At 68.6% G+C, this 18,358-nt stretch carries 19 protein-coding genes; 6 read left to right on the top strand and 13 right to left on the bottom strand.

Annotated elements, in window-relative coordinates; translation table 11 throughout:
* Positions 1-17 precede the first annotated feature (17 nt).
* The 9 genes from ACH4FH_RS35425 to glyA all read right to left on the bottom strand — a co-directional run bounded on the left by ACH4FH_RS35425 (position 18) and on the right by glyA (position 11,536).
* Positions 18-1,511: an ATP-binding protein gene (locus tag ACH4FH_RS35425; RefSeq protein ID WP_398560118.1), complete on the bottom strand. Its 1,494-nt coding sequence runs from the start codon at positions 1,509-1,511 to the stop codon at positions 18-20.
* Positions 1,512-1,910: 399 nt separating this feature from the next.
* Positions 1,911-2,735, bottom strand: a complete 825-nt coding sequence (locus ACH4FH_RS35430) for a hypothetical protein (protein WP_398560074.1) — start codon at positions 2,733-2,735, stop codon at positions 1,911-1,913.
* 175 nt (positions 2,736-2,910) lie between these two features.
* Positions 2,911-3,765, bottom strand: coding sequence for a formyltetrahydrofolate deformylase (purU, locus tag ACH4FH_RS35435; protein WP_398560075.1), 855 nt, complete (start codon positions 3,763-3,765; stop codon positions 2,911-2,913).
* A 10-nt stretch (positions 3,766-3,775) separates the two neighbouring features.
* Entirely contained in the window at positions 3,776-5,155 is a 1,380-nt protein-coding gene (locus ACH4FH_RS35440; protein ID WP_398560076.1) for an L-serine ammonia-lyase, read from the bottom strand.
* Positions 5,152-5,754 carry a sarcosine oxidase subunit gamma gene (locus ACH4FH_RS35445; RefSeq protein WP_398560077.1) on the bottom strand — a complete coding sequence of 201 codons (603 nt, stop codon included), beginning with the start codon at positions 5,752-5,754 and terminating at the stop codon, positions 5,152-5,154. Before ACH4FH_RS35445 ends, ACH4FH_RS35440 begins: the two co-directional genes overlap by 4 nt.
* Entirely contained in the window at positions 5,744-8,605 is a 2,862-nt protein-coding gene (locus ACH4FH_RS35450; RefSeq protein ID WP_398560078.1) for a 2Fe-2S iron-sulfur cluster-binding protein, read from the bottom strand. The genes ACH4FH_RS35445 and ACH4FH_RS35450 overlap by 11 nt, the downstream gene beginning before the upstream one ends.
* Complete coding sequence (locus ACH4FH_RS35455; RefSeq protein ID WP_398560079.1) at positions 8,605-8,928, bottom strand: sarcosine oxidase subunit delta; 324 nt, start codon at positions 8,926-8,928, stop codon at positions 8,605-8,607. Before ACH4FH_RS35455 ends, ACH4FH_RS35450 begins: the two co-directional genes overlap by 1 nt.
* A gap of 26 nt (positions 8,929-8,954) precedes the next feature.
* Positions 8,955-10,202 carry a sarcosine oxidase subunit beta family protein gene (locus ACH4FH_RS35460; protein WP_398560080.1) on the bottom strand — a complete coding sequence of 416 codons (1,248 nt, stop codon included), beginning with the start codon at positions 10,200-10,202 and terminating at the stop codon, positions 8,955-8,957.
* Positions 10,202-11,536, bottom strand: coding sequence for a serine hydroxymethyltransferase (glyA, locus tag ACH4FH_RS35465; protein ID WP_398560081.1), 1,335 nt, complete (start codon positions 11,534-11,536; stop codon positions 10,202-10,204). The genes ACH4FH_RS35460 and glyA overlap by 1 nt, the downstream gene beginning before the upstream one ends.
* A gap of 100 nt (positions 11,537-11,636) precedes the next feature.
* On the opposite strand from glyA, the gene ACH4FH_RS35470 reads away from it, so the two are divergent.
* Complete coding sequence (locus tag ACH4FH_RS35470; protein ID WP_398560082.1) at positions 11,637-12,290, top strand: GntR family transcriptional regulator; 654 nt, start codon at positions 11,637-11,639, stop codon at positions 12,288-12,290.
* A gap of 269 nt (positions 12,291-12,559) precedes the next feature.
* On the opposite strand, the gene ACH4FH_RS35475 is transcribed toward ACH4FH_RS35470, so the two are convergent.
* Positions 12,560-13,018 carry an Lrp/AsnC family transcriptional regulator gene (locus ACH4FH_RS35475; RefSeq protein ID WP_398560083.1) on the bottom strand — a complete coding sequence of 153 codons (459 nt, stop codon included), beginning with the start codon at positions 13,016-13,018 and terminating at the stop codon, positions 12,560-12,562.
* Between the two features lie 62 nt (positions 13,019-13,080).
* Here ACH4FH_RS35475 and ACH4FH_RS35480 point away from each other — a divergent pair, with 62 nt between their 5' ends.
* Together ACH4FH_RS35480 and ACH4FH_RS35485 are read left to right on the top strand one after the other, a co-directional pair.
* Positions 13,081-13,830 carry an AzlC family ABC transporter permease gene (locus tag ACH4FH_RS35480; RefSeq protein WP_398560084.1) on the top strand — a complete coding sequence of 250 codons (750 nt, stop codon included), beginning with the start codon at positions 13,081-13,083 and terminating at the stop codon, positions 13,828-13,830.
* The gene (locus ACH4FH_RS35485) at positions 13,823-14,152 is read left to right on the top strand and encodes a branched-chain amino acid transporter permease (RefSeq protein WP_398560085.1); all 330 of its coding nucleotides are present in this window, start codon (positions 13,823-13,825) and stop codon (positions 14,150-14,152) included. Before ACH4FH_RS35480 ends, ACH4FH_RS35485 begins: the two co-directional genes overlap by 8 nt.
* Before the next feature lie 133 nt (positions 14,153-14,285).
* On the opposite strand, the gene ACH4FH_RS35490 is transcribed toward ACH4FH_RS35485, so the two are convergent.
* Positions 14,286-14,756, bottom strand: coding sequence for an HIT family protein (locus ACH4FH_RS35490; protein WP_398560086.1), 471 nt, complete (start codon positions 14,754-14,756; stop codon positions 14,286-14,288).
* A gap of 185 nt (positions 14,757-14,941) precedes the next feature.
* Entirely contained in the window at positions 14,942-15,067 is a 126-nt protein-coding gene (locus tag ACH4FH_RS35495) for a hypothetical protein (protein ID WP_398560087.1), read from the bottom strand.
* 162 nt (positions 15,068-15,229) lie between these two features.
* Here ACH4FH_RS35495 and ACH4FH_RS35500 point away from each other — a divergent pair, with 162 nt between their 5' ends.
* A complete protein-coding gene (locus tag ACH4FH_RS35500) occupies positions 15,230-15,688 on the top strand; it encodes a hypothetical protein (protein ID WP_398560088.1) in 459 nt (152 codons plus the stop codon).
* Positions 15,689-15,809: 121 nt separating this feature from the next.
* On the opposite strand, the gene ACH4FH_RS35505 is transcribed toward ACH4FH_RS35500, so the two are convergent.
* On the bottom strand, positions 15,810-16,448 hold the full coding sequence (locus ACH4FH_RS35505) for a Type 1 glutamine amidotransferase-like domain-containing protein (protein ID WP_398560089.1): 639 nt from the start codon (positions 16,446-16,448) through the stop codon (positions 15,810-15,812).
* A gap of 318 nt (positions 16,449-16,766) precedes the next feature.
* Between ACH4FH_RS35505 and ACH4FH_RS35510 the strand changes: the two genes are divergently transcribed.
* The gene (locus ACH4FH_RS35510) at positions 16,767-17,240 is read left to right on the top strand and encodes a carboxymuconolactone decarboxylase family protein (protein WP_398560090.1); all 474 of its coding nucleotides are present in this window, start codon (positions 16,767-16,769) and stop codon (positions 17,238-17,240) included.
* A 143-nt stretch (positions 17,241-17,383) separates the two neighbouring features.
* Positions 17,384-18,307: an RNA polymerase sigma-70 factor gene (locus tag ACH4FH_RS35515; RefSeq protein ID WP_398560091.1), complete on the top strand. Its 924-nt coding sequence runs from the start codon at positions 17,384-17,386 to the stop codon at positions 18,305-18,307.
* Positions 18,308-18,358 lie beyond the last annotated feature (51 nt).

Here is an 18,358-nt window from a genome sequence, read left to right on the forward strand (position 1 = left end):
GCTGGCCGTCTGCTGACTCACAGTTCTCCTCTCGGCGCGGCGGCGTCGTCGCCACCACTGCTGCCCTCCGCCGACAGTCCGGTCTTGAACGCGGCCAGCCACTCTCCCGGCGCCCGCTGCGGTCCGTCCGCCGGCCGGGCGTTGCCCGCAGGTGCCGGAGCCTCCGCCACTCGTTCTCTGCGTCGCCGCTGGGGGAGTCCGTTCGCTGTCCGCTCAACCACTTGCGGCGCATCGTCGGCTCGAGTCGACGCTTGGGGCCTCGCCGCCTGGTGCCTCGCCGCCTGGGGCCTCGCCGTCTGGCGAGGCGGTGCCTGGCCCGGTTGACTCGCTGCCCGCGGACCGGAGAACGTCCCGATACCGTGCGCCACACCGGAGGCCTCGGCCGCGCTGGTGATCAACTGCTGAGGAACCACCAGCACCACCCGCACACCCCCGTAGGCGGATGTGCGCAATGAGACCTGCAGACCGAACGCCTGCGTAAGGCGCCCCACCACCGCCAGGCCGAGCCGTGGGGTCTCGCCCAGGTCACTCAGGTCGATGCCCTGCTGCGCCTGTTCCAGGCGCCGCTCGGCCAGGTGCCGGGCCTGCTCACTCATGCCCACACCGCCGTCCTCGATCTCCACCGCGATCCCGGACTGCACCTCCGCGGCCGTGAGGTGGACCTTTGTGTGGGGCGGCGAATAGCGCGTCGCGTTGTCCAGCAACTCCGCCAGTGTGTGGATGAGCGGCTCGACGGCCGGTCCCACGACGGCGCACTCGGTGCTGGTGCTCAGCTCGACCCGCTCATAGCCCACGATCCGCGACATCGCACCCCGCAGCACGCTGTACAGCGGCACCGGCCGGTTCCACTGGCGGCCGGACCGGGCACCGCCGAGGACGGCGATGGAGTCGGCGAGCCGGCCGGTGAGCGCGGTGTTGTGGTCGATCCGCAGGAGATCGCCGAAGACGGCCGGGTCCTTGCCGTGCCGGTCTTCCATCTCGCGCAACTCGCGCGCCTGCTGATGGACGATCGCCTGCATACGCCTGGCCAAGTTGACCAGGGCCCGTTGCGCCGAGTCCCTCAGCCCCTCTTCAGCGGCCACAGCATCGATGACGGTGCGCAGCACCGCCCAGTGGGCCTGCTGGAACTCGGAAGGCAGGCCCCTGTACGAGCCCGCCCAACGTGCCGTCAACCAGTTGAGAACCTCCTCCGGAGCCTCGTCCAGGCGCAAGCGCTCCAGCATCTCCGGCACCAGGCTGTCGGCCAGCCGCGCGGTTGCCTCCTGCTGCCGCACCGACGCGGTCGACTGTGCCCGGCTGTCTTCCTGCAGTTGCGCGACCTGCCGATTGCGACGCACGGCTACGCCGGCGGCGCCGGCTACCGCGCCCACAGCAGTCACGCCGATCCAGACAGCCGCGGTGAACACCGAAGGCTCCACCAAACTCGCCACCGTCACGGCAGCAACTACTGGTATGAGCCATGCGTACACCGCCACGGACCGCAATCTGGGCAGCGACTTCTCCTGGACCATGAGCACCCTCAACCTATGGGAATAGACGATCGTCCGAAGACCTGCGGGAGCGTATAGGCATATGCGCAAGGGAATTGGCGTAGCGTCAGTTCGACCACCGGGATGGGCGTAGCTTTCTCAAATCGGTGGCGATCCTCGTCCCAAAGCGCGATACTGCGCGCCGCGACGTGGGGGGACGGACAGGATCTTCCCGCCTGCAACCGCACCTGATGTGCACCAAGCCTCGGTGCAGGGCGTACGAGACCACACGGCTGGAGCCTGCGTCTGAACAGGAGAATCTGGGCCCCGGCACACCGCCCAGGATGGTCGCCATCCGGCGCGCCGAGATCGCCCTGAGGACGCTGTCGGCGACGATGCCCGGCTCGCAGCCGGCGGTACCGGTCGACCAACGTCAGACAGTCAGGGGCGCTCGAAGAACTGGAACACGCCTCCGGCGGAGAAGCACAGTGCTCCCGCGAGCGTTCCCCAGTTGGCGATGCCGACGTTCACCATGTTTCCGGTCGCGGGACGCGTGAAGGCGGCGAGTGCCGACACCAGGAAGAGAGCGGATCCGAGTTGATTGATCGCAACGATCCACCATCCCAGGTCTCGGGGACGGACGCCCGGCCGGCCGTGGCAGACTTCGACCAGTGCGAGGTGCCCCGAGATCAGGAAGAGGATGCACCCAACCATGTCGGGGGCCCAGATCAGCCTGTTCACCTGGTGGAGCGAGAGCCCCTGCAACAGGGAATTCAACAGGTTGATACCGAACACGAGCGTTCCCACGAACAGCAGGAAGGTGCTCCGAGCGGGCTCGTAGCTCCACCATCTCCAGCTCCGCGCAGCCAGTGCACCGGCTCCGCTGTCCTGGCGAGGAGCGTTGACCGCCTGGAGCAGCGAGGCGTAGCCGCCGGTGTTGAAGAACAGGCCGCCGACGAAGTAGATCCACGCGCTCGTCGCGTCGCCGGGGCCGAACTGAGCAGCCCCGGCCCCGAGAGCGAAAAGGGCACCGCCGACTGTGAACGCACCCGAGGCAATAGCATTCAGGTTGCGCAGACGGCCAACCGACACGGTGTCTGCTCTGAGAGAGTGAGGCACCAGCCCGCCCGCGACCCGCACGGTGAGCAGACCACGCTTGCGTGCCAGGCGTGACTCCCAGACCGCGGTGCCCCCATCCAGTAGACGCCAGGTCAGCCGGGTGGTGAACGGCCCCGCACCCTCCGCATGCTCCTCGGTTCGGCTCACATGGCGACCTTAGCCTTCCGGTGTGGGAATGTTGTTTTGCGGCTGCGGCTGGGTGAGCCGGTAAGGGATGAGTCGACCCGCCCGCCCGCCGTCGCCTCTGTCGGTGGCCGCTTCAGAGCCCCCGGAGCAGGGCTGCGGCGTCCATGCGGGCACGTCAGCTCGCGGGGCGGCAGAGTCAGCTGAAGACCACGGTCCGGTTGCCGTGGAGCAGGATGCGGCCCTGGCAGTGCCAGTTGACGGCGCGGGCCAGCGCGAGGCGCTCGGCGTCGCGGCCGACGGTGACGAGTTGCTCCGGGCAGGAGCGGTGATCGACGCGGATGATTTCCTGCTCGATGATCGGTCCCTCGTCCAGATCCGCGGTGACGTAGTGGGCGGTGGCGCCGACGAGTTTCACCCCTCGGCGGTGGGCTTGGTGATACGGCTTGGCGCCGGCGAAGCTCGGCAGGAAGGAGTGGTGGATGTTGATGGCACGGCCTTCCAGCCGCTTGCACAGGTCGTCGGAGAGCACCTGCATGTAGCGGGCGAGGACGACGAGATCGATGCGGTGTTCCTCCACCAGAGCCAGCAGCCGGGCCTCTGCCTCCGGCTTGGTGTCAGTCGTGACCGGGACGTGCTCGAACGCCACGCCCTCGGCCGTGGCCAGCGGCTCCAGATCCTGGTGGTTGGAAACCACCAGGACGATCTCGGCGTCCAGAGCGTCGCTGCGCCAACGGTAGAGCAGGTCGGCCAGGCAATGGTCGAACTTCGACACCATCACCAGCACACGCGGCTTGAGAGCAGCGTCCCTGAGCTGCCATTCCATCGCGAAGGCGGCGGCTATGGGTGTGAAGGTGTCCCGCAGAGAAGGCAGGGTGACTCCGGCGGCGGGGGCGGTGAAGCCGGTGCGCAGAAACACGCTGCCGTGCTCGGGGTCGTCGAACTGCTGATGCTCGGTGATGTCACACCCGTGCCGGAGGAGGAACGACGTCACGGCATGGAGGATGCCGGGGCGCTCGGGGCAGCTGAGGGTGAGGACGAACTCCCTGTTCATGAAAGGCTCCTCAGCACTCGACGACGTTGAGGGCAAGACCGCCACGGGCGGTCTCCTTGTACTTGTCCTTCATATCGGCTCCGGTTTCGCGCATGGTCTTGATCGCTTTGTCGAGAGAGACATGGTGGGTGCCGTCACCGTGCAGGGCCATCCGTGCCGCGGTGATGGCTTTGAGCGAGGCCACCGCGTTGCGTTCGATGCAGGGGATCTGGACCAGACCGCCGACCGGGTCGCACGTCAGGCCGAGGTTGTGCTCGATACCGATCTCCGCGGCGTTCTCCACCTGCTCCGGGGTCCCACCCAGGACTTCCGCCAGGCCCGCCGCGGCCATCGAGCAGGCGGAGCCGACCTCACCCTGGCACCCGACCTCGGCCCCGGAGATCGAGGCGTTCTCCTTGAACAGCACACCGATGGCGGCCGCGGTCAACAGGAAGCGGACGATGCCCTCCGGGCCCGCGCCGCGCACGAAGCGCTCGTAGTAGTGCAGGACCGCCGGGACGATGCCGGCCGCCCCGTTGGTCGGGGCGGTCACCACCCTGCCGCCCGCCGCGTTCTCCTCATTGACTGCCAGCGCATACAGGGTGACCCACTCCATCGCGTGCAGGGAGTCGGTCTCGGCCTCGGCGTCCGCCGCCCGCAGCTTGCGCTGTAGGGCAGGCGCCCGGCGGCGCACCTTCAGCCCGCCGGGCAACACACCACCGTGCGCGCAACCCTGGCGCACGCACTCCTGCATCACCGACCAGATGTGCAGGAGAGCTGCGCGGACCTCGTCCTCGCTGCGCCAGGCCAGTTCGTTCTCCATCATGATCGAGCTGATCGGCAGTCCGGTGGCCCGGGTGTGCGCCAGCAGCTCGGCACCGGTGGTGAACGGGTAGCGCACCGGTGTGCTGTCCGGGACGATCTGCGGGCTGCCGGCCTCGCTGTCGTCCAGCACGAAGCCGCCGCCGATGGAGTAGTACGTACGCCACGCCACGCGGTGCCCGTCGTGGGCGGTGGCCTCGAAGGTCATGGCGTTGGAGTGGAAGTCCAACCGCTTGCTGCGGTGCAGGATCACGTCGTCGTCGCACTGGAAGGCAATGGTGTGCTTGCCCAGCAGCCGCAGGCTCTGTGTCGCCTGGACGCGGTCCATGGCCGGCTCGGCGACGGCAGGGTCGACGAGCTCGGGCACCTCGCCCTCCAGCCCCAGGACAACGGCCTTCACACTGCCGTGGCCGTGCCCCGTGGCCCCCAGCGAGCCGAACAGCTCGACATGTACGTGGGCTGTCTCCTCCAGCAGGCCGTCCTGCTCCAGCGCGTAGACGAAGGAGTGGGCCGCGCGCATCGGGCCCACGGTGTGGGAGCTGGAGGGCCCGATGCCGACCTTGAACATGTCGAAGACGCTGATGCTCATTCGTTGGCCCCGCGGTATTCCGTGCAGGCGTCGACGAGCCAGGTGGCCAGGTAGGACGCGAACGAGGAGCGGACCAGCAGCCACACGCCGGAGGCTGTGTCCTCCGGTTCCCCCCGCACCACAAGGGTGATCGGGGCCTGCGCCAGCACCGTCGTCAGACACGAGCCGACGGGTGTCACCCGCGGATCCAGATCGATGGCACAGCCCTGGGCAAGCACCGTGCGGACGAGGCGCCCGGACAGGGCCAGCGTGGTGCGCTGCGCCGAGACGTCGGTGACAGTGGCGAACTCGTCACCGATGGCCGACCGCAGCTGCGCCAGGAGGTCGTCCTGCCGGCCCTCGGGGGCCACCAGCAGCCATTCGTCCGGGCCCATCCACAGCACCTTGACGTCGCCGGACATGTCGGCGCGCAAGGGGCCCGGCAGCGGCATACCAAGGAGTGCCTCGACGGCCTGTGCCGCGGGACTGCCGGGCTGCGCCCGCAGGGTGAGCTGGGTCAGGCAGGGAAGTTCCCTCACCTGCAGTCCGGTGGGCAACTGCGCCAGGGTGTCCTGCCACGCGGCGAGCGGGCTGTGGCGAGTGGGCGTCTCAACCGTCACGGCGAGTTCCCTCCTTGTCGAAGAGCACAGGGTCGGTCACGGTCACCGGGACGGTCCGGCCGTCCAGCGGGACGTAGAGGGTTTCGCCGATGCGCTGGGTTCCCGAGCGCACCAGGGCCAGGGCGAACGTCCGCTGCAGGGCGTCGCTGCGGTAGCTGGAGGTGACGTGGCCCAGCATGGGAACCGGTGGCGCCGGAACGCTGCTGGTGGCGATGATCTGGGCGCCTTCGGGCAGGAGGACCCGCTCGTCGGCCGGCAGCAGGCCCACCAGCTGTTTGCGGTCGCTGCGTTGGTTCTCCTCGCGGCTGAAGGACCGCTTGCCGATGAAGTCCGGCTTCTTCTTGGACACGACCCATGACATGCCCAGGTCCTGCGGGGTGATGGTGCCGTCGGTGTCCTGCCCGATGATCGGGTACGCCTTCTCGGCGCGCAGCACATGCATCGTCTCGGTGCCGTACGGGGTGATGCCGAACGTGCTGCCGGCCGCGTACAGCGCCTTCCACACGGTGATGCCGTCCCAGGCGGGCACGTTGATCTCGTAGGCGAGTTCACCGGAGAAGCTGATGCGGCACACCCGCGCGGCGATGCCGGCGACGGTGGTGTCCTGCCAGGACATGAACGGGAAGGCGTCGTTGTCGACGTCCAGGTCGGGAGCGACCAGGGCCAGCACGTCGCGGGAGCGGGGGCCGACCAGGGGGATGGTCGCCCAGTGCTCGGTGACGGAGGTGAGGTGCACGCGCAGGTCCGGCCACTCCGTCTGCAGCCACTCCTCCATCCATTCGAGGATCCTGGCGGCGTTGCCGGTGGTCGTGGTCAGCAGGAACTCCTGCTCGGACACGCGGATCACGGTGCCGTCGTCGAGGGCCATGCCGTCGACGCCGCACATCACGCCGTAGCGGACGCGGCCCACTTTGAGCCTGCTCATCAAGTTCGTGTAGAGCCGGTCCAGCAGCACGCCGGCGTCCGGACCCTGCACATTGATCTTGCCTAGTGTGGAGCCGTCCATCATCGCGACGCCGGTGCGGGCCGCCCGGCACTCGCGCAGCACCGACTCGTCCATGGTCTCGCCCGCCTGCGGGTAGTACCAGGGACGCTTCCACTGGCCGACGTCCTCGAACAGGGCGCCGTGCTCGACATGCCAGGGGTGCAGCGCAGTCACCCGGACCGGGTCGAACAGCTCCCCGCGGTTGCGGCCCGCGAGGGCGGCGAAGGCCACCGGCACGGCGGGCGGACGGAAGCGGGTGGTGCCGAGGTCGGCGACATCCACCCCGAGGGCCTCGGCGACGATGCCAGAGGCCATCACGCCCGATGTGCGGCCCTGGTCGTGGGCGGTGCCGATCGTGGTGTAGCGCTTGACGTGTTCCACCGAACGCAAGCCCGCCCCGGTCGCCCGCAGCACGTCGGCGACGAGGGCATCGCGCTGCAGGTCGACGAACTGGTGCGAACCGTCCGGGCTTTCCTTCGGGCTCGGGACCCGCCACAGCACGCGGCCGGGTGCCGCATCCGGCAGCGGGGCGGCGGCCGGCAGGGCGATCGTCCGGCTGGTCCTGCCGAGGGCGGTCAGGGCCTGCCGGGCGGCATCCGCGCCGTCGGCAAGACATCCGGTCAGGGTGAAGGTACCGCTTGCCGCTCCCGCCGTACGGACGGTGGCCGGCGTCTGAGCGGGCACGAAGGCTCCGATGCCGGCGTCGTAGCGCAAGGAACCGCGGGCCTGGCTGAAGAGAGCCACGGCCGGGTTCCAGCCACCGGAGACGAGCAGCAGATCGCAGTCGATTCCCTGCCGGTCGCCGAGGCGTCCCTGGCCGAAGGGGGCGACGTGGGCGCGAGAGACGCGCTCGATGCCGCTGGTTCCGGTGACGACGTGGCCCGCGCGTACATCGATGCCCCGCTCTTCGCAGGCGGCGCGCCAGTGCGCCGGCACCTCCTCGCGGGCGTCGACCACCGCCGCGATCCGCATGCCCGCGTCGGCCAGTTCGACCGCTGCCGGATAGGCGCTGTCGTTCGTGGTGAACACGACGGCCCGCTGCCCGGCCAGTACGCCGAAGCGGTTGAGGTAGGTGCGCGCCGAACCGGCCAGCATGACCCCGGGGCGGTCGTTGTCGTCGAAGGCGACCGGCCGTTCGTATGCACCGGTGGCGAACACGACCTGCTTGGCGCGGATGCGCCAGACCCTCTGCCGCGAGAGGTGGGCGGGCGCCGCGGCACCGAGGTGGTCCGTGCGCTTCTCCAGGGCCAGGACGAGTCCGTCGTCGTAGCAGCCGAAGGCGGTGGTGCGCTGCAATACCTGGACGTCGGCGCAGGCGTTGAGTTCCGCGACGACATCGCTGACCCATGTGGTCGCCGGTGCGCCGTCGAGCAGTTCCTGGCTGCCGAGCAGCGAACCGCCGGGGCCGGGGAGCTCGTCGACGAGGATCACGCGGGCTCCGGCCCGTGCTGCCGCCAGCGTGGCGGACAGTCCGCTCGGGCCGGCGCCGACGACCAGGACGTCGCAGTGGGCGTGCATGGTGTCGTAGCGGGCGGTATCGGGTTCGCCGCTCAGCCGGCCCTGGCCGGACAGCCCCCGTGCGACCAGGCCGTCGTACAGCTCGACGGTGGTGGCCGTGAGCATGGGCTCGGGGAAGGGGGCTTCGATCTGCACGAGCGCGTTGGGCTCTTCGGCCCCGGCAGCCAGGACACCGCGCGGCCTTCCGTACTTGATGCTGCCGGCCACGTGGTGGGCCCCGTTGGCCAGCAGGGCCGAGGCGAGGGTGTCGCCGGGATGCCCGGTGTAGGCGGTGCCGTCGAAGGTGAAGGAGAGCGTGGTGTCGCGGTCGATGTGACCGTGGCCGCGGGCACGGAACGGGTTGTTCATCAGCTGGCCTCCTGGCCCTTCCGCTGCTGTGCGACGGGTGCGGTGCTGGTGTTGCGGGGGCGCTCGGCACTGGCGTCGTAGACCGCGAGGAACTCGTGGGTGACGGTGTCGCGCAGGGCGTTGAACCAGCGTCGGCAGCCGGCCGAGTGCACCCACCGCTCGGCGAACGGCCCCTTGGGGTTGTCGCGGAAGAAGACGAACTGGGCCCACTGTTCGTCATCGAGCGCGTACGGGTCGTCGGGGTAGGCGACGTGCGCCTGGCCGCCGTAGTGGAATTCGGCTTCCTCGCGCTCACCGCACCAGGGGCAGGCTATGAGCTGCATGTCAATCTCCTTGGCTGGGGCGACGGTCAGTGCGCGACGCCGGCTGCGCCGTGCTCGTCGACCAGGGCGCCGGTGGTGAAGCGAGAGAGGGTGAAGGGCGCGTTGTAGGGGTGCGGTTCGCCGGTGGCGATGGTGTGCGCGTAGCACCAGCCGACGCCCGGTGTGGCTTTGAAGCCGCCGGTGCCCCAGCCACAGTTGAGGTAGAGGTCCTCGACGGGGGTCGGACCGACGATGGGAGAGGCGTCCGGCGTGACATCGACGATGCCGGCCCAGGTGCGCAGCATGTGGGCGCGGGCGAAGACGGGGAAGAGTTCCAACGCGGCGGCCATCTGCCTCTCCAGAATGTGGAACGCGCCGCGCTGTCCGTAGCCGTTGTAGCTGTCGATCCCGGCCCCCATGACGAGCTCGCCCTTGTGGGCCTGGGAGACGTACACATGCACGGCGTTCGACATGACCACGGTCGGGTGCACCGGTTCGAGCAGCTCCGAGACCAGCGCCTGCAGCGGGTGGCTCTGCAATGGCAGCCGCAGGCCGGCCATGGAGGCCAGCACGGAGGAGTGCCCTGCGGCCGCCAGTGCGACCTTCCCGGCGGCGATGTGGCCACGCGTGGTCTGCACCCCTCGCACGCGGCCCTTGTGGATGTCGATGCCGGTGACTTCGCAGTCCTGGATCAGGTCGATGCCGTAGTCGTTGGCCCTGCGCGCGAAGCCCCAGGCGACGTAGTCGTGCTTGGCGATGCCCGCGCGCGGCTGGTAGGTGGCCCCCATCACCGGGTACCGCACGTCGGGTGAGACGTTGACGATGGGACAGACCTTGGCGACCTCGTCCGGCTCCAGCCACTCGGCGTCGATGCCGTTGAGCTGGTTGGCATAGACACGGCGCTTGCTGTCGCGGATGTCCTGCAGGCTGTGGGCGAGGTTGAGTACGCCCCGCTGGCTGAAGAGGATGGGGTAGTCGAGGTCCTCTTCGAGGGTCTCCCACAACTTCAGCGAGTGCTCGTAGATGCCGGAGCTTTCGTCCCACAGGTAGTTGGAGCGAATGATGGTGGTGTTGCGGGCCATGTTGCCGCCCGCGAGCCATCCCTTCTCCAGGACCGCGATGTTGGTGATGCCGTGGTTCTTGGCCAGGTAGTAGGCGGTGGCCAGGCCGTGCCCGCCGCCACCCACGATGACGACGTCGTAGGACGGCTTGGGGTCGGGATTGCGCCACAGAAAGTCGGGGTGGTCGGGCAGGACGTCCCCGGGCGTGGCGGGCGCGTTGTCGTGCGGGTGCATTACTGACCAGCCTCCTGGGCCGCAGGCTGCGGATCGACGGGGTACAGCGGGAAGCGGTCGGTCAGGAGCTGGACGCGTCCGCGCAGCGCGGCGGCCACCTGGTCGTCGAAACCGGGCAGGAAGGCCGTCGCGATGATGTCGGCGACCTCTGTGAACTCCGCCGCCCCGAAGCCGCGGGCGGCCAGTGCGGGGGTGCCGATGCGGACCCCGGAGCTGACCATCGGTGGGCGCGGGTCGAAGGGGACGGCATTGCGGTTGACGGTGATGCCGATCCGGTGCAGCCGGTCCTCGGCCTGCCGGCCGTCGAGTTCCGAATGGCGCAGGTCCACCAGGACCAGGTGCACGTCCGTGCCTCCGGTCAGCACGCTGACTCCGGCGGCCCGGGTGTCCTCGGCCAGCAGCCGCTGGGCCAGGATCGCGGCTCCTTCCAGAGTGCGGCGCTGACGGTCGGCGAACTCCGGCTGGGCGGCCATCTTGAAGGCCACGGCCTTCGCCGCGATGACGTGTTCGAGGGGGCCGCCCTGCTGGCCGGGGAAGACCGCGGAGTTGATCTTCTTGGCGAGTTCGGCGGTGGACAGGATCACACCGCCGCGGGGCCCGCCGAGCGTCTTGTGGGTGGTGGTGGTCACCACATGCGCGTGCGGTACGGGCGAGGGGTGCAGGCCGGCGGCGACCAGGCCCGCGAAGTGGGCCATGTCGACCATCAGGTAGGCGCCGACCTCGTCCGCGATGCGCCGGAAGTCTGCGAAGTCCAGCCGGCGGGGGTAGGCGGACCAGCCGGCCACGATCAGCTTCGGCCGGTGCTCGTGGGCGAGCTTGCGGACCTGCGCCATGTCGATGCGGTGGTCGACTTCATCGACCTGGTAGGCCGCCACCTTGTACAGGCGCCCGGAGAAGTTGAGCCGCATGCCGTGGGTGAGGTGGCCGCCGTGAGCGAGGTCCAGCCCCAGAATCGCGTCGCCGGGCTGCAACAGGGCGGCCATGACAGCCGCGTTGGCCTGCGCGCCGGAGTGGGGCTGCACATTGGCGGCCTCAGCCCCGAACAGCTCCTTGATGCGGTCGATCGCGAGCTGCTCGATCACGTCGACGTGCTCGCAGCCGCCGTAGTAGCGGCGTCCGGGGTAGCCCTCGGCGTACTTGTTGGTCAGCACCGATCCCTGGGCCTGCATGACCGCGAGCGGCGCGAAGTTCTCGCTCGCGATCATCTCCAGCGTGCCGCGCTGCCGAGCCAGCTCCGCCTTGATCGCCGTGTCGATCTCCGGATCGAAGTCGTGGAGCTGAGCGCCGAGCACCGCGGCCTGGGCCGCTCGCCGGTCGGGGGTGTGGGCAGTCATGAAAACTCCCTCGGGACCAACTAAAGGACGACTGATATATCAACTTCCTGTTGCGATACACTAGAAGCGCGGATCGGGCCGCGTCAAGGAAGGATGTGGAGTGACTACTTCGACCGTCGCTGGTCAGGGCCATGGAACGCTGGCCGACCAGGCATATCGCTCCATCTCGGAACGTCTGGTGACCCTCCGGATCCGCCCCGGAGAGCCCATCAACGACGAGCGGATCGCCTCCGAGCTCGGTTTCGGGCGTACCCCGGTCCGAGAAGCCCTCAAGCGGCTGGAGCACGAACGACTCATCGTCGCCTTCCCCCGGCGCGGCACCTTTGCCACCGAGGTGCAGATCGCCGATCTCGGGCTCATCTCAGAGGTCCGTCAGCAGCTCGAGCCGCTCGCGGCGGCCCTCGCGGCCCAACGCGCCGGTGCGAGCGACCGCGAGGAACTCAACCAGCTGCTGGCGCAGTTGGCGGACACATCCGACAGCGGCGCGGACCTGATTCGGCTCGACATGACCCTGCACCGGGCCATCTACGCCGCAACCCACAACCCCTACCTCGAAGACACCTTGGTCAGGTACGACAACTTGGCCACCCGCATCTGGTGTCTGTTCATCGACCGGCTGCCGGGTCTGGCGGGTCATGTGCATGAGCACGGGCCGCTGCTGCGCGCCATCATCGACGGCGACGCGGAGAAGGCGTCAGCCCTCGCCGCGGGCCACGTGGAAGGGTTCGAGGCGGCGATCCGCAGCGCCATCTGAAGGGCGGCGGGGCCGCTGGTGACAGCGGCCGGCGGGGGAGGGGCGCTGCCCAGCTCGTCTCCGTGCCGGGGTGAGGGTCGGCCCCAACTGGACCCACCGGGACCGCGTCGGCCTCCACGATCTCGACGCTTCTGGCCCACGCGCCGACCGGGTCCCCGGCTGTCAGCTGACGGAGTCCAGGAAGCTCAGCGGCGGTTGATCTCCTTCGCGTGACCGGATGGAGCGGGGTGCGAAGGGCGGACACTTCGGTGAGTTGTCGCCTGCCGCGCCTACTGGTTGGTCTTGATCTCCTTCATGGTCAGGTGGGATTCGAGGCGGAGGACCGCGGGCAAGCAGCTGAGCTTGCCGGTGAGGAAGGCTTCGTAGGCGGCGTGGTCGGCTACGGCGACGCGGATGAAGTAGTCGGGGCGCCCGTACATGCGGCGAAATTCGACGACCTCGTCATAGGAGGCCACCGTCTCCTCGAACTCCTCGAAGCTCTTGAGGTCCTGGGCATAGATCTCGACATCGACCAGTACCTCCAGCCCCCGGCCCATGGCCTCGGGATTGATCACCGCCCGGTACCCGGCGATGACGCCGGCCTCTTCCAGCCGCTTGACCCGGCGCAGGCAGGGCGGTGGGGTCAGGCCGACCCGTTTCGCCAGCTCGACGTTGGTCAGCCGCCCGCCCTGACGGAGATGAAACAAAATTTCTCGGTCGACCTCATCAAGGCCATCTTCATTGCTCACAACAACAGCATAGAGCGATAAGCGGCAACCATATGAGGCAGGATTCTTCCTAAGATTTCTCCATGGAAACAAGCCCTCCCGTTATTGGGGGCCGTCCTCGGCCTGCCCCCGTCCCTTCCTCCACGAGCCCTTCCGAGGCGCGTGCGGCGTTCAAGGACTCCGCCGGCGCCGTCCTGGGATTCGTCCCGCTCGGCCTCGCCTTCGGGGCGCTCGCGACGCAGTCGGGCCTGGACTGGTGGTGGGCTGCACTGTCCGCGGCGCTCGCCTTCGGCGGATCGTTCGAATTCCTGCTCATCGGCTTGGTCACCGCCGTGGCCCCGCTGGCGGCCATCGCGCTGTCCACGTTCATGGTGAACGTCCGGCACGTCTTCTACGCGCTGTCCTTCCCCCTGCACCGCGTGACCGGCTGCCTCGGCAAGACCTACGCCACCTTCGCCCTGTGCGACGAGGCGTACGCGCTGACTACTGGGAAGCAGGCCCGCTCCTGGTCCAGCCGGCGCATCCTGTGGCTGCAGTTCTTCCTGCATCTGTGCTGGGCGGGCAGCGCGACAGTCGGAGCCCTGCTCGGCTCCCTCATACCGGACGGTGTCACCGGCCTGGACTTCGCCCTTACCGCCATGTTCGCCGTCCTCGGCCTCGACGCCGTCCGGGACCTGCGCGGCGATTTGCCCACCCCCGCGCTCGCTCTGCTCAGCGCCCTGGCCGCACGGCTCCTCCTCCCCGCCCAGATGCTCCTGGCTGCCTTCACCCTGTTCACCGCAGCTCTCCTGGCCCGCCGCCTCACGACCGGCAGGAAGCCGACCCATGCCTGACACGCGCTACGCCATCGCCGCCGTCCTCGTCGCCGCCGCCGTCACCTGGGCCTTGCGAGCCCTCCCCTTCGCCGCCCTCACCTCCCTGCGCGCAAGCAGCACAGTCCAGTACCTCAGCACCCGCATGCCCGCCGGCGTCATGGTGATCCTCCTCGCCTACTGCCTGCGCGACCTCCCCCTCACCCACGCGCGCAGCCTGGCCCCGCTCGCCGCCCTCGCCGTCACCGTCGGCCTGCACATGTGGCGTCGCAACGCGCTGCTGAGCATCCTCGGCGGCACGACCGCCCACGTGATCCTGGCCAGCACGATCTTCGCCCCCTGAGCCCCGCCTGACGCAGATGCCCGGTGCTGTGGCCGCATGTGAACATCGAACACGGCTCAACTGGAGCGCCGCCCGAAGCGGTGGACAACCGCGCTGTCGAATCTCAGGTTCTGGCTCAGATTCCGTGATCTGGTTACTGAGCGTTCGGGTGCCGATGAAGTTGAGCTCGGAGAGAGTGGGCTATTTGATCTGCCTGGTCAGCCGTCACTCGCTCCGTCTCTGGTCGCCGAAGCAGCTCGAAAATGCCCGGCCCACGATGCTCCGGTTGCAGATCTGCCATGCGCGGAACGATGTGGAAGTGCACGTGCGCAAAGCCTTCGACTTCGGCAAATTGGACGACGTAGGTCTTGGCGCAACCAGTCACGCTCCGGAGAGCCCGGGAGAGCTTCACCTGCCACCCCCCTAGGGCAGATGCCTCAGCGTTGGTGAGGTCATGAATTGCGGCAACGTGGCGCCGAGGCAGCAGGACCAGCCAGCCAGGAACTGCGGTGTTGAAGTCGTGGGCCACCCGCCAGTGCTGGTCATATACCACGCACTCGCGTGGCGGAAGGTCGTCGAACTCTGCTTCCTTGCTGCATGCGTAGCAGTCGGGCGGCGTCGTCATGAACCGAGATCGTAGAACTGTCTCGCTGCGAAACGCCTGTCGGCCTCAGTCACCAGTCACGCCAGGAGACTTCTTTTCCGCAGGAGTTGGAAGCCGGTTCGTCCGAACATTTGGCGCTTGAACACCTTGATTCGGTTGACGGAGCCGTTGGCCTTGGCGCTCGGTAAGTCCGGTTCGGGCAGTGCCTAGACCAGCCGCAGCACGGTGCTGCGGCTGACGGGCACCCCGAAGACGCCGGCCATCCGTGCACCCGCCCGGCCGGCGAGCGCGAGGCCACCGCTGCCGGCGTCGATCGCAGGCGCTCGGTCCACCTGCTGTAGCGACGGGTCAGGCCCGGCGCCTGCTCAACGAACGTCCGCCGCACGCACGAAGCAACCCGGCAGACGAACGGACGGACCCGCAGAAAGAGCATCACCCGCAGCCCTGCGCTAAGCAGGTCTGCCGAAAACCGCAGGTAGGAGCTGTGGACCCCGATGGACCAGCTCCCGCAACCCGGACAGGCCGAGCCGCTCGCCTTGCTGCGGGCCTCGATCCGTGCCGACTCGTTCTTCACACCCACCGCCAGCACCGACACGTCCGCGGTCGACGGGAACAGCAGCGCCTCCTGCGTGACGAATCGTGCCGCCGGGCGTCAGCCGCTCCTCGTCGGTGACTGCGGCTGCGCGGAGGAACGCGTCGTGGGATGCGGCTGCGGGATCGCCTTGCGCGCCGCCGTTTCGGAGGTCGCGCGGTCACTGGCGGCCCGGGCAGCCCTGCTTGCGGCCGCGCGGCGGAGCGAAATGATTTTGGTGCTCGTCATATCGATGACAACGCACGAGCACACGATCCGTCATGGCCCTTGGGCCGACCGGGCGATGGGGGCGCGCCGTCGGGCCGCTCAGCTGTGCTGTCCCGGGAGATCGGTACCGCCGCGCTCGGAGGTCGGCTACTGATAAGCCGGATTCGGATCGGGGAGGAGCGGTGCCAGAATCGAATACCCCTTGCCCGGGGCGCCCCTACGCGGACTTCGCGAACCCCGCATCGGTTCAGCGGCCGTCCACGGGCACGCGCGGGTCAGATGTCCGCATTGCTGACATCATGGATGTTGATTGATTCCCCATCGCGTAGACATCGGTGTGGCAGTCCGCGGTCGCCGAGATGAGAGGCGGCCCGTTCCGCGCCTTCGGCTTCGGGGTGGTCGGATCGCCAGTGAGGAACGATTCGGTAGGGGACCAGGCCCAGGCATGTCGGTGTGGTGGCCGACGGATACCCTTCGGGCAGAACGGTCGGGTCGTCGATGAGGTCGATGCCCTGCAGGTCCGGTCCGGTGACGCAGGCCCCTGCTGAGTAGCCGCCGTAGGCGAACTCAGGCCGCACCAACTGCTCTTTGAGGGCGTCGCCGAACCCGGACTGGGTCATGGCGCGGGCCAGAACGAAGGAGTTGCCGCCCAGAGCCCAGACCAGGTCGAGATCGGCCAGACGATGGGTGAGACCAGCGGCGGCGGAGAAGTAGTCGCGCAGATCCAGCTCTTCGCAGGAGTAGCCGAATGTCTCCAGGGTGCGGCTCTCGCGCGCGAGGTTGCGGGTGCGTGAGCGGCCGAATCCATCCAGAGCGTTCAACACGATGCCTGCCCTGCCGTTGCGCAGGTTGCTGGGAAGCGCGGGTGGCCGACTGTCCGGGGTCAGAAACCATGAGCTCAGCAGCAGCCTCATCAGGACCTCTCGGCTTACGGGCCGGCAGCGATGTCCCCTCATGCTGCCCGGCTGCCGGGGCGTTCGACAAGCTGGCTACGTTTCCGCGGCTGCCACGGCGGTGATCGCCTATGTTCCCAACGTCTTGGGGGTTCTTCCAGGACATCGACCTGCCTTTGCGGACCGCACAGTTGCCGTGCTGTTCGTGGCCGGAGAGGCTTCGTCGGCTGACGTGCGTCGTCGATGGGGGAGATGCAGGTCACATGCGTCCGTGTCACAGGGGGTCGGGCTACCTCGTCTCAGGGTGCGTAGCCACTGAAGACGACGGAGGAGCACACCATGGAAGCACGTCTGAACTACTTCGCCAGCCCGACCGCCGGCAAGGCGTTCAAGTACTTCATGTCGTTGGGCAAGGTGCTCAAGGAGTCGCCGCTGCCGGCCGCGACGCAGGAGCTGGTGGCGCTGCGCGTGAGCCAGATCAACGGCTGCGCCGTCTGCATCGACATGCACACCAAGGAGGCCGCAGCTGCCGGCGAGACCTCGGTGCGGCTGAACCTGGTCGCGGCGTGGCGGGAGGCCACCGTCTTCACCGAGACCGAGCGTGCCGCGCTGGAGCTGGCGGAGGAGGGGACCCGGGTCGCGGACGCGGCCGGCGGGGTCGGCGACGAGGTCTGGGCACGTGCCGCGAAGCACTACGACGAGGAGCAGCTCACCGCCCTGGTACTCCTCGTCTCCTTCATGAACACGGCGAACCGGCTGAACATCATCGCCCAGCAGCCGGCCGGCGACTACGAGGTCGGGCAGTTCCACTGAATGGCCACCGATGACCCACCCGGGGCGCTGTCGCAGGCCCCGGGCGAGGGGCCGTTGCACAGTTCGTCGACGGACCGCGAGATCACCAAAATGTTGCCCGCGCCGGAAATACGGTCGGGCGGAAGCCTCAAGGGGGATGTGGCGTGAGCAAGGTCGAGGAGTTCGAGGAGCTAGGGCCACTGCTGTTCTCGATCGCTTACCGAATTCTGGGCAGCGTGAGCGAGGCCGAGGACGCTGTCCAGGAGACATGGCTGCGCTTCGACGGCTCGACGACCCTTCCCACTTCGGTCAAGGCGTTTCTGTCCGCCACGGTGACGCGGATCTCGATCGATGTCCTGCGCTCTGCGCGGGTGCGGCGGGAGGCGTACGTGGGCCCGTGGTTCCCTGAGCCGCTGCTCAGCGATCCCTATCAGGATCCGGCGCGCTCGGCGGAGCTGGCCGACTCGGTGTCGATGGCGGCGCTGTTGCTGCTGGAGCGGCTCAGCCCGCTGGAGCGGTCGGTGTTTGTCTTGCGGGAGGTGTTCGGCTTCGAGTTCGACGACATCGCCTCGGCGGTGGAACGTTCGGAGGCGGCATGCCGGCAGCTGCTGGTACGGGCACGGCGGCACATGCAGGCCGGGCGGCCGCGGTTCGACGCGGACCGTCACAAGCGGCAGGAGCTGGCGACGCGGTTCTTCGACGCCCTCCGCGGAGGCGACGTCGCCGGCCTGCGGGATCTGCTGGCCGCCGACGTGCAGATGGTCGGAGACGGCGGCGGAAAGGCCCCGCAGCTGGCCAGGGCTGTCGTCGGCGCCGACCACGTGTCCCGGCTGCTGGCTTCCGTCTTCCCGTTGCTGGCCCGGGTCGACGTGACGTTCGAGCCGCATGAGGTTAACGGCCAGCCCGGCGCGATCTTCCGCGACAGGGACGGCAAGGTCCTCCATGCCCTGGTCCTCGACGTGCTCGACGAGCAGATCCAGACCATCCGCTCGGTGATCAACCCCGACAAGCTCGGCCACCTCGGACCGGTCGCCGACGCCTGGGCCATCGATGGCGAGGTGAAACAGGCCCGCCGACAGAAGAAGTGACCCGGTGCCGGCGTGTGTCGGCTCGTTCGGACCGCACAGAACTCCGGCGGT

It is taken from the genome of Streptomyces sp. NPDC017993 (genome assembly GCF_044328065.1).
GTDB lineage: Bacteria > Actinomycetota > Actinomycetes > Streptomycetales > Streptomycetaceae > Streptomyces.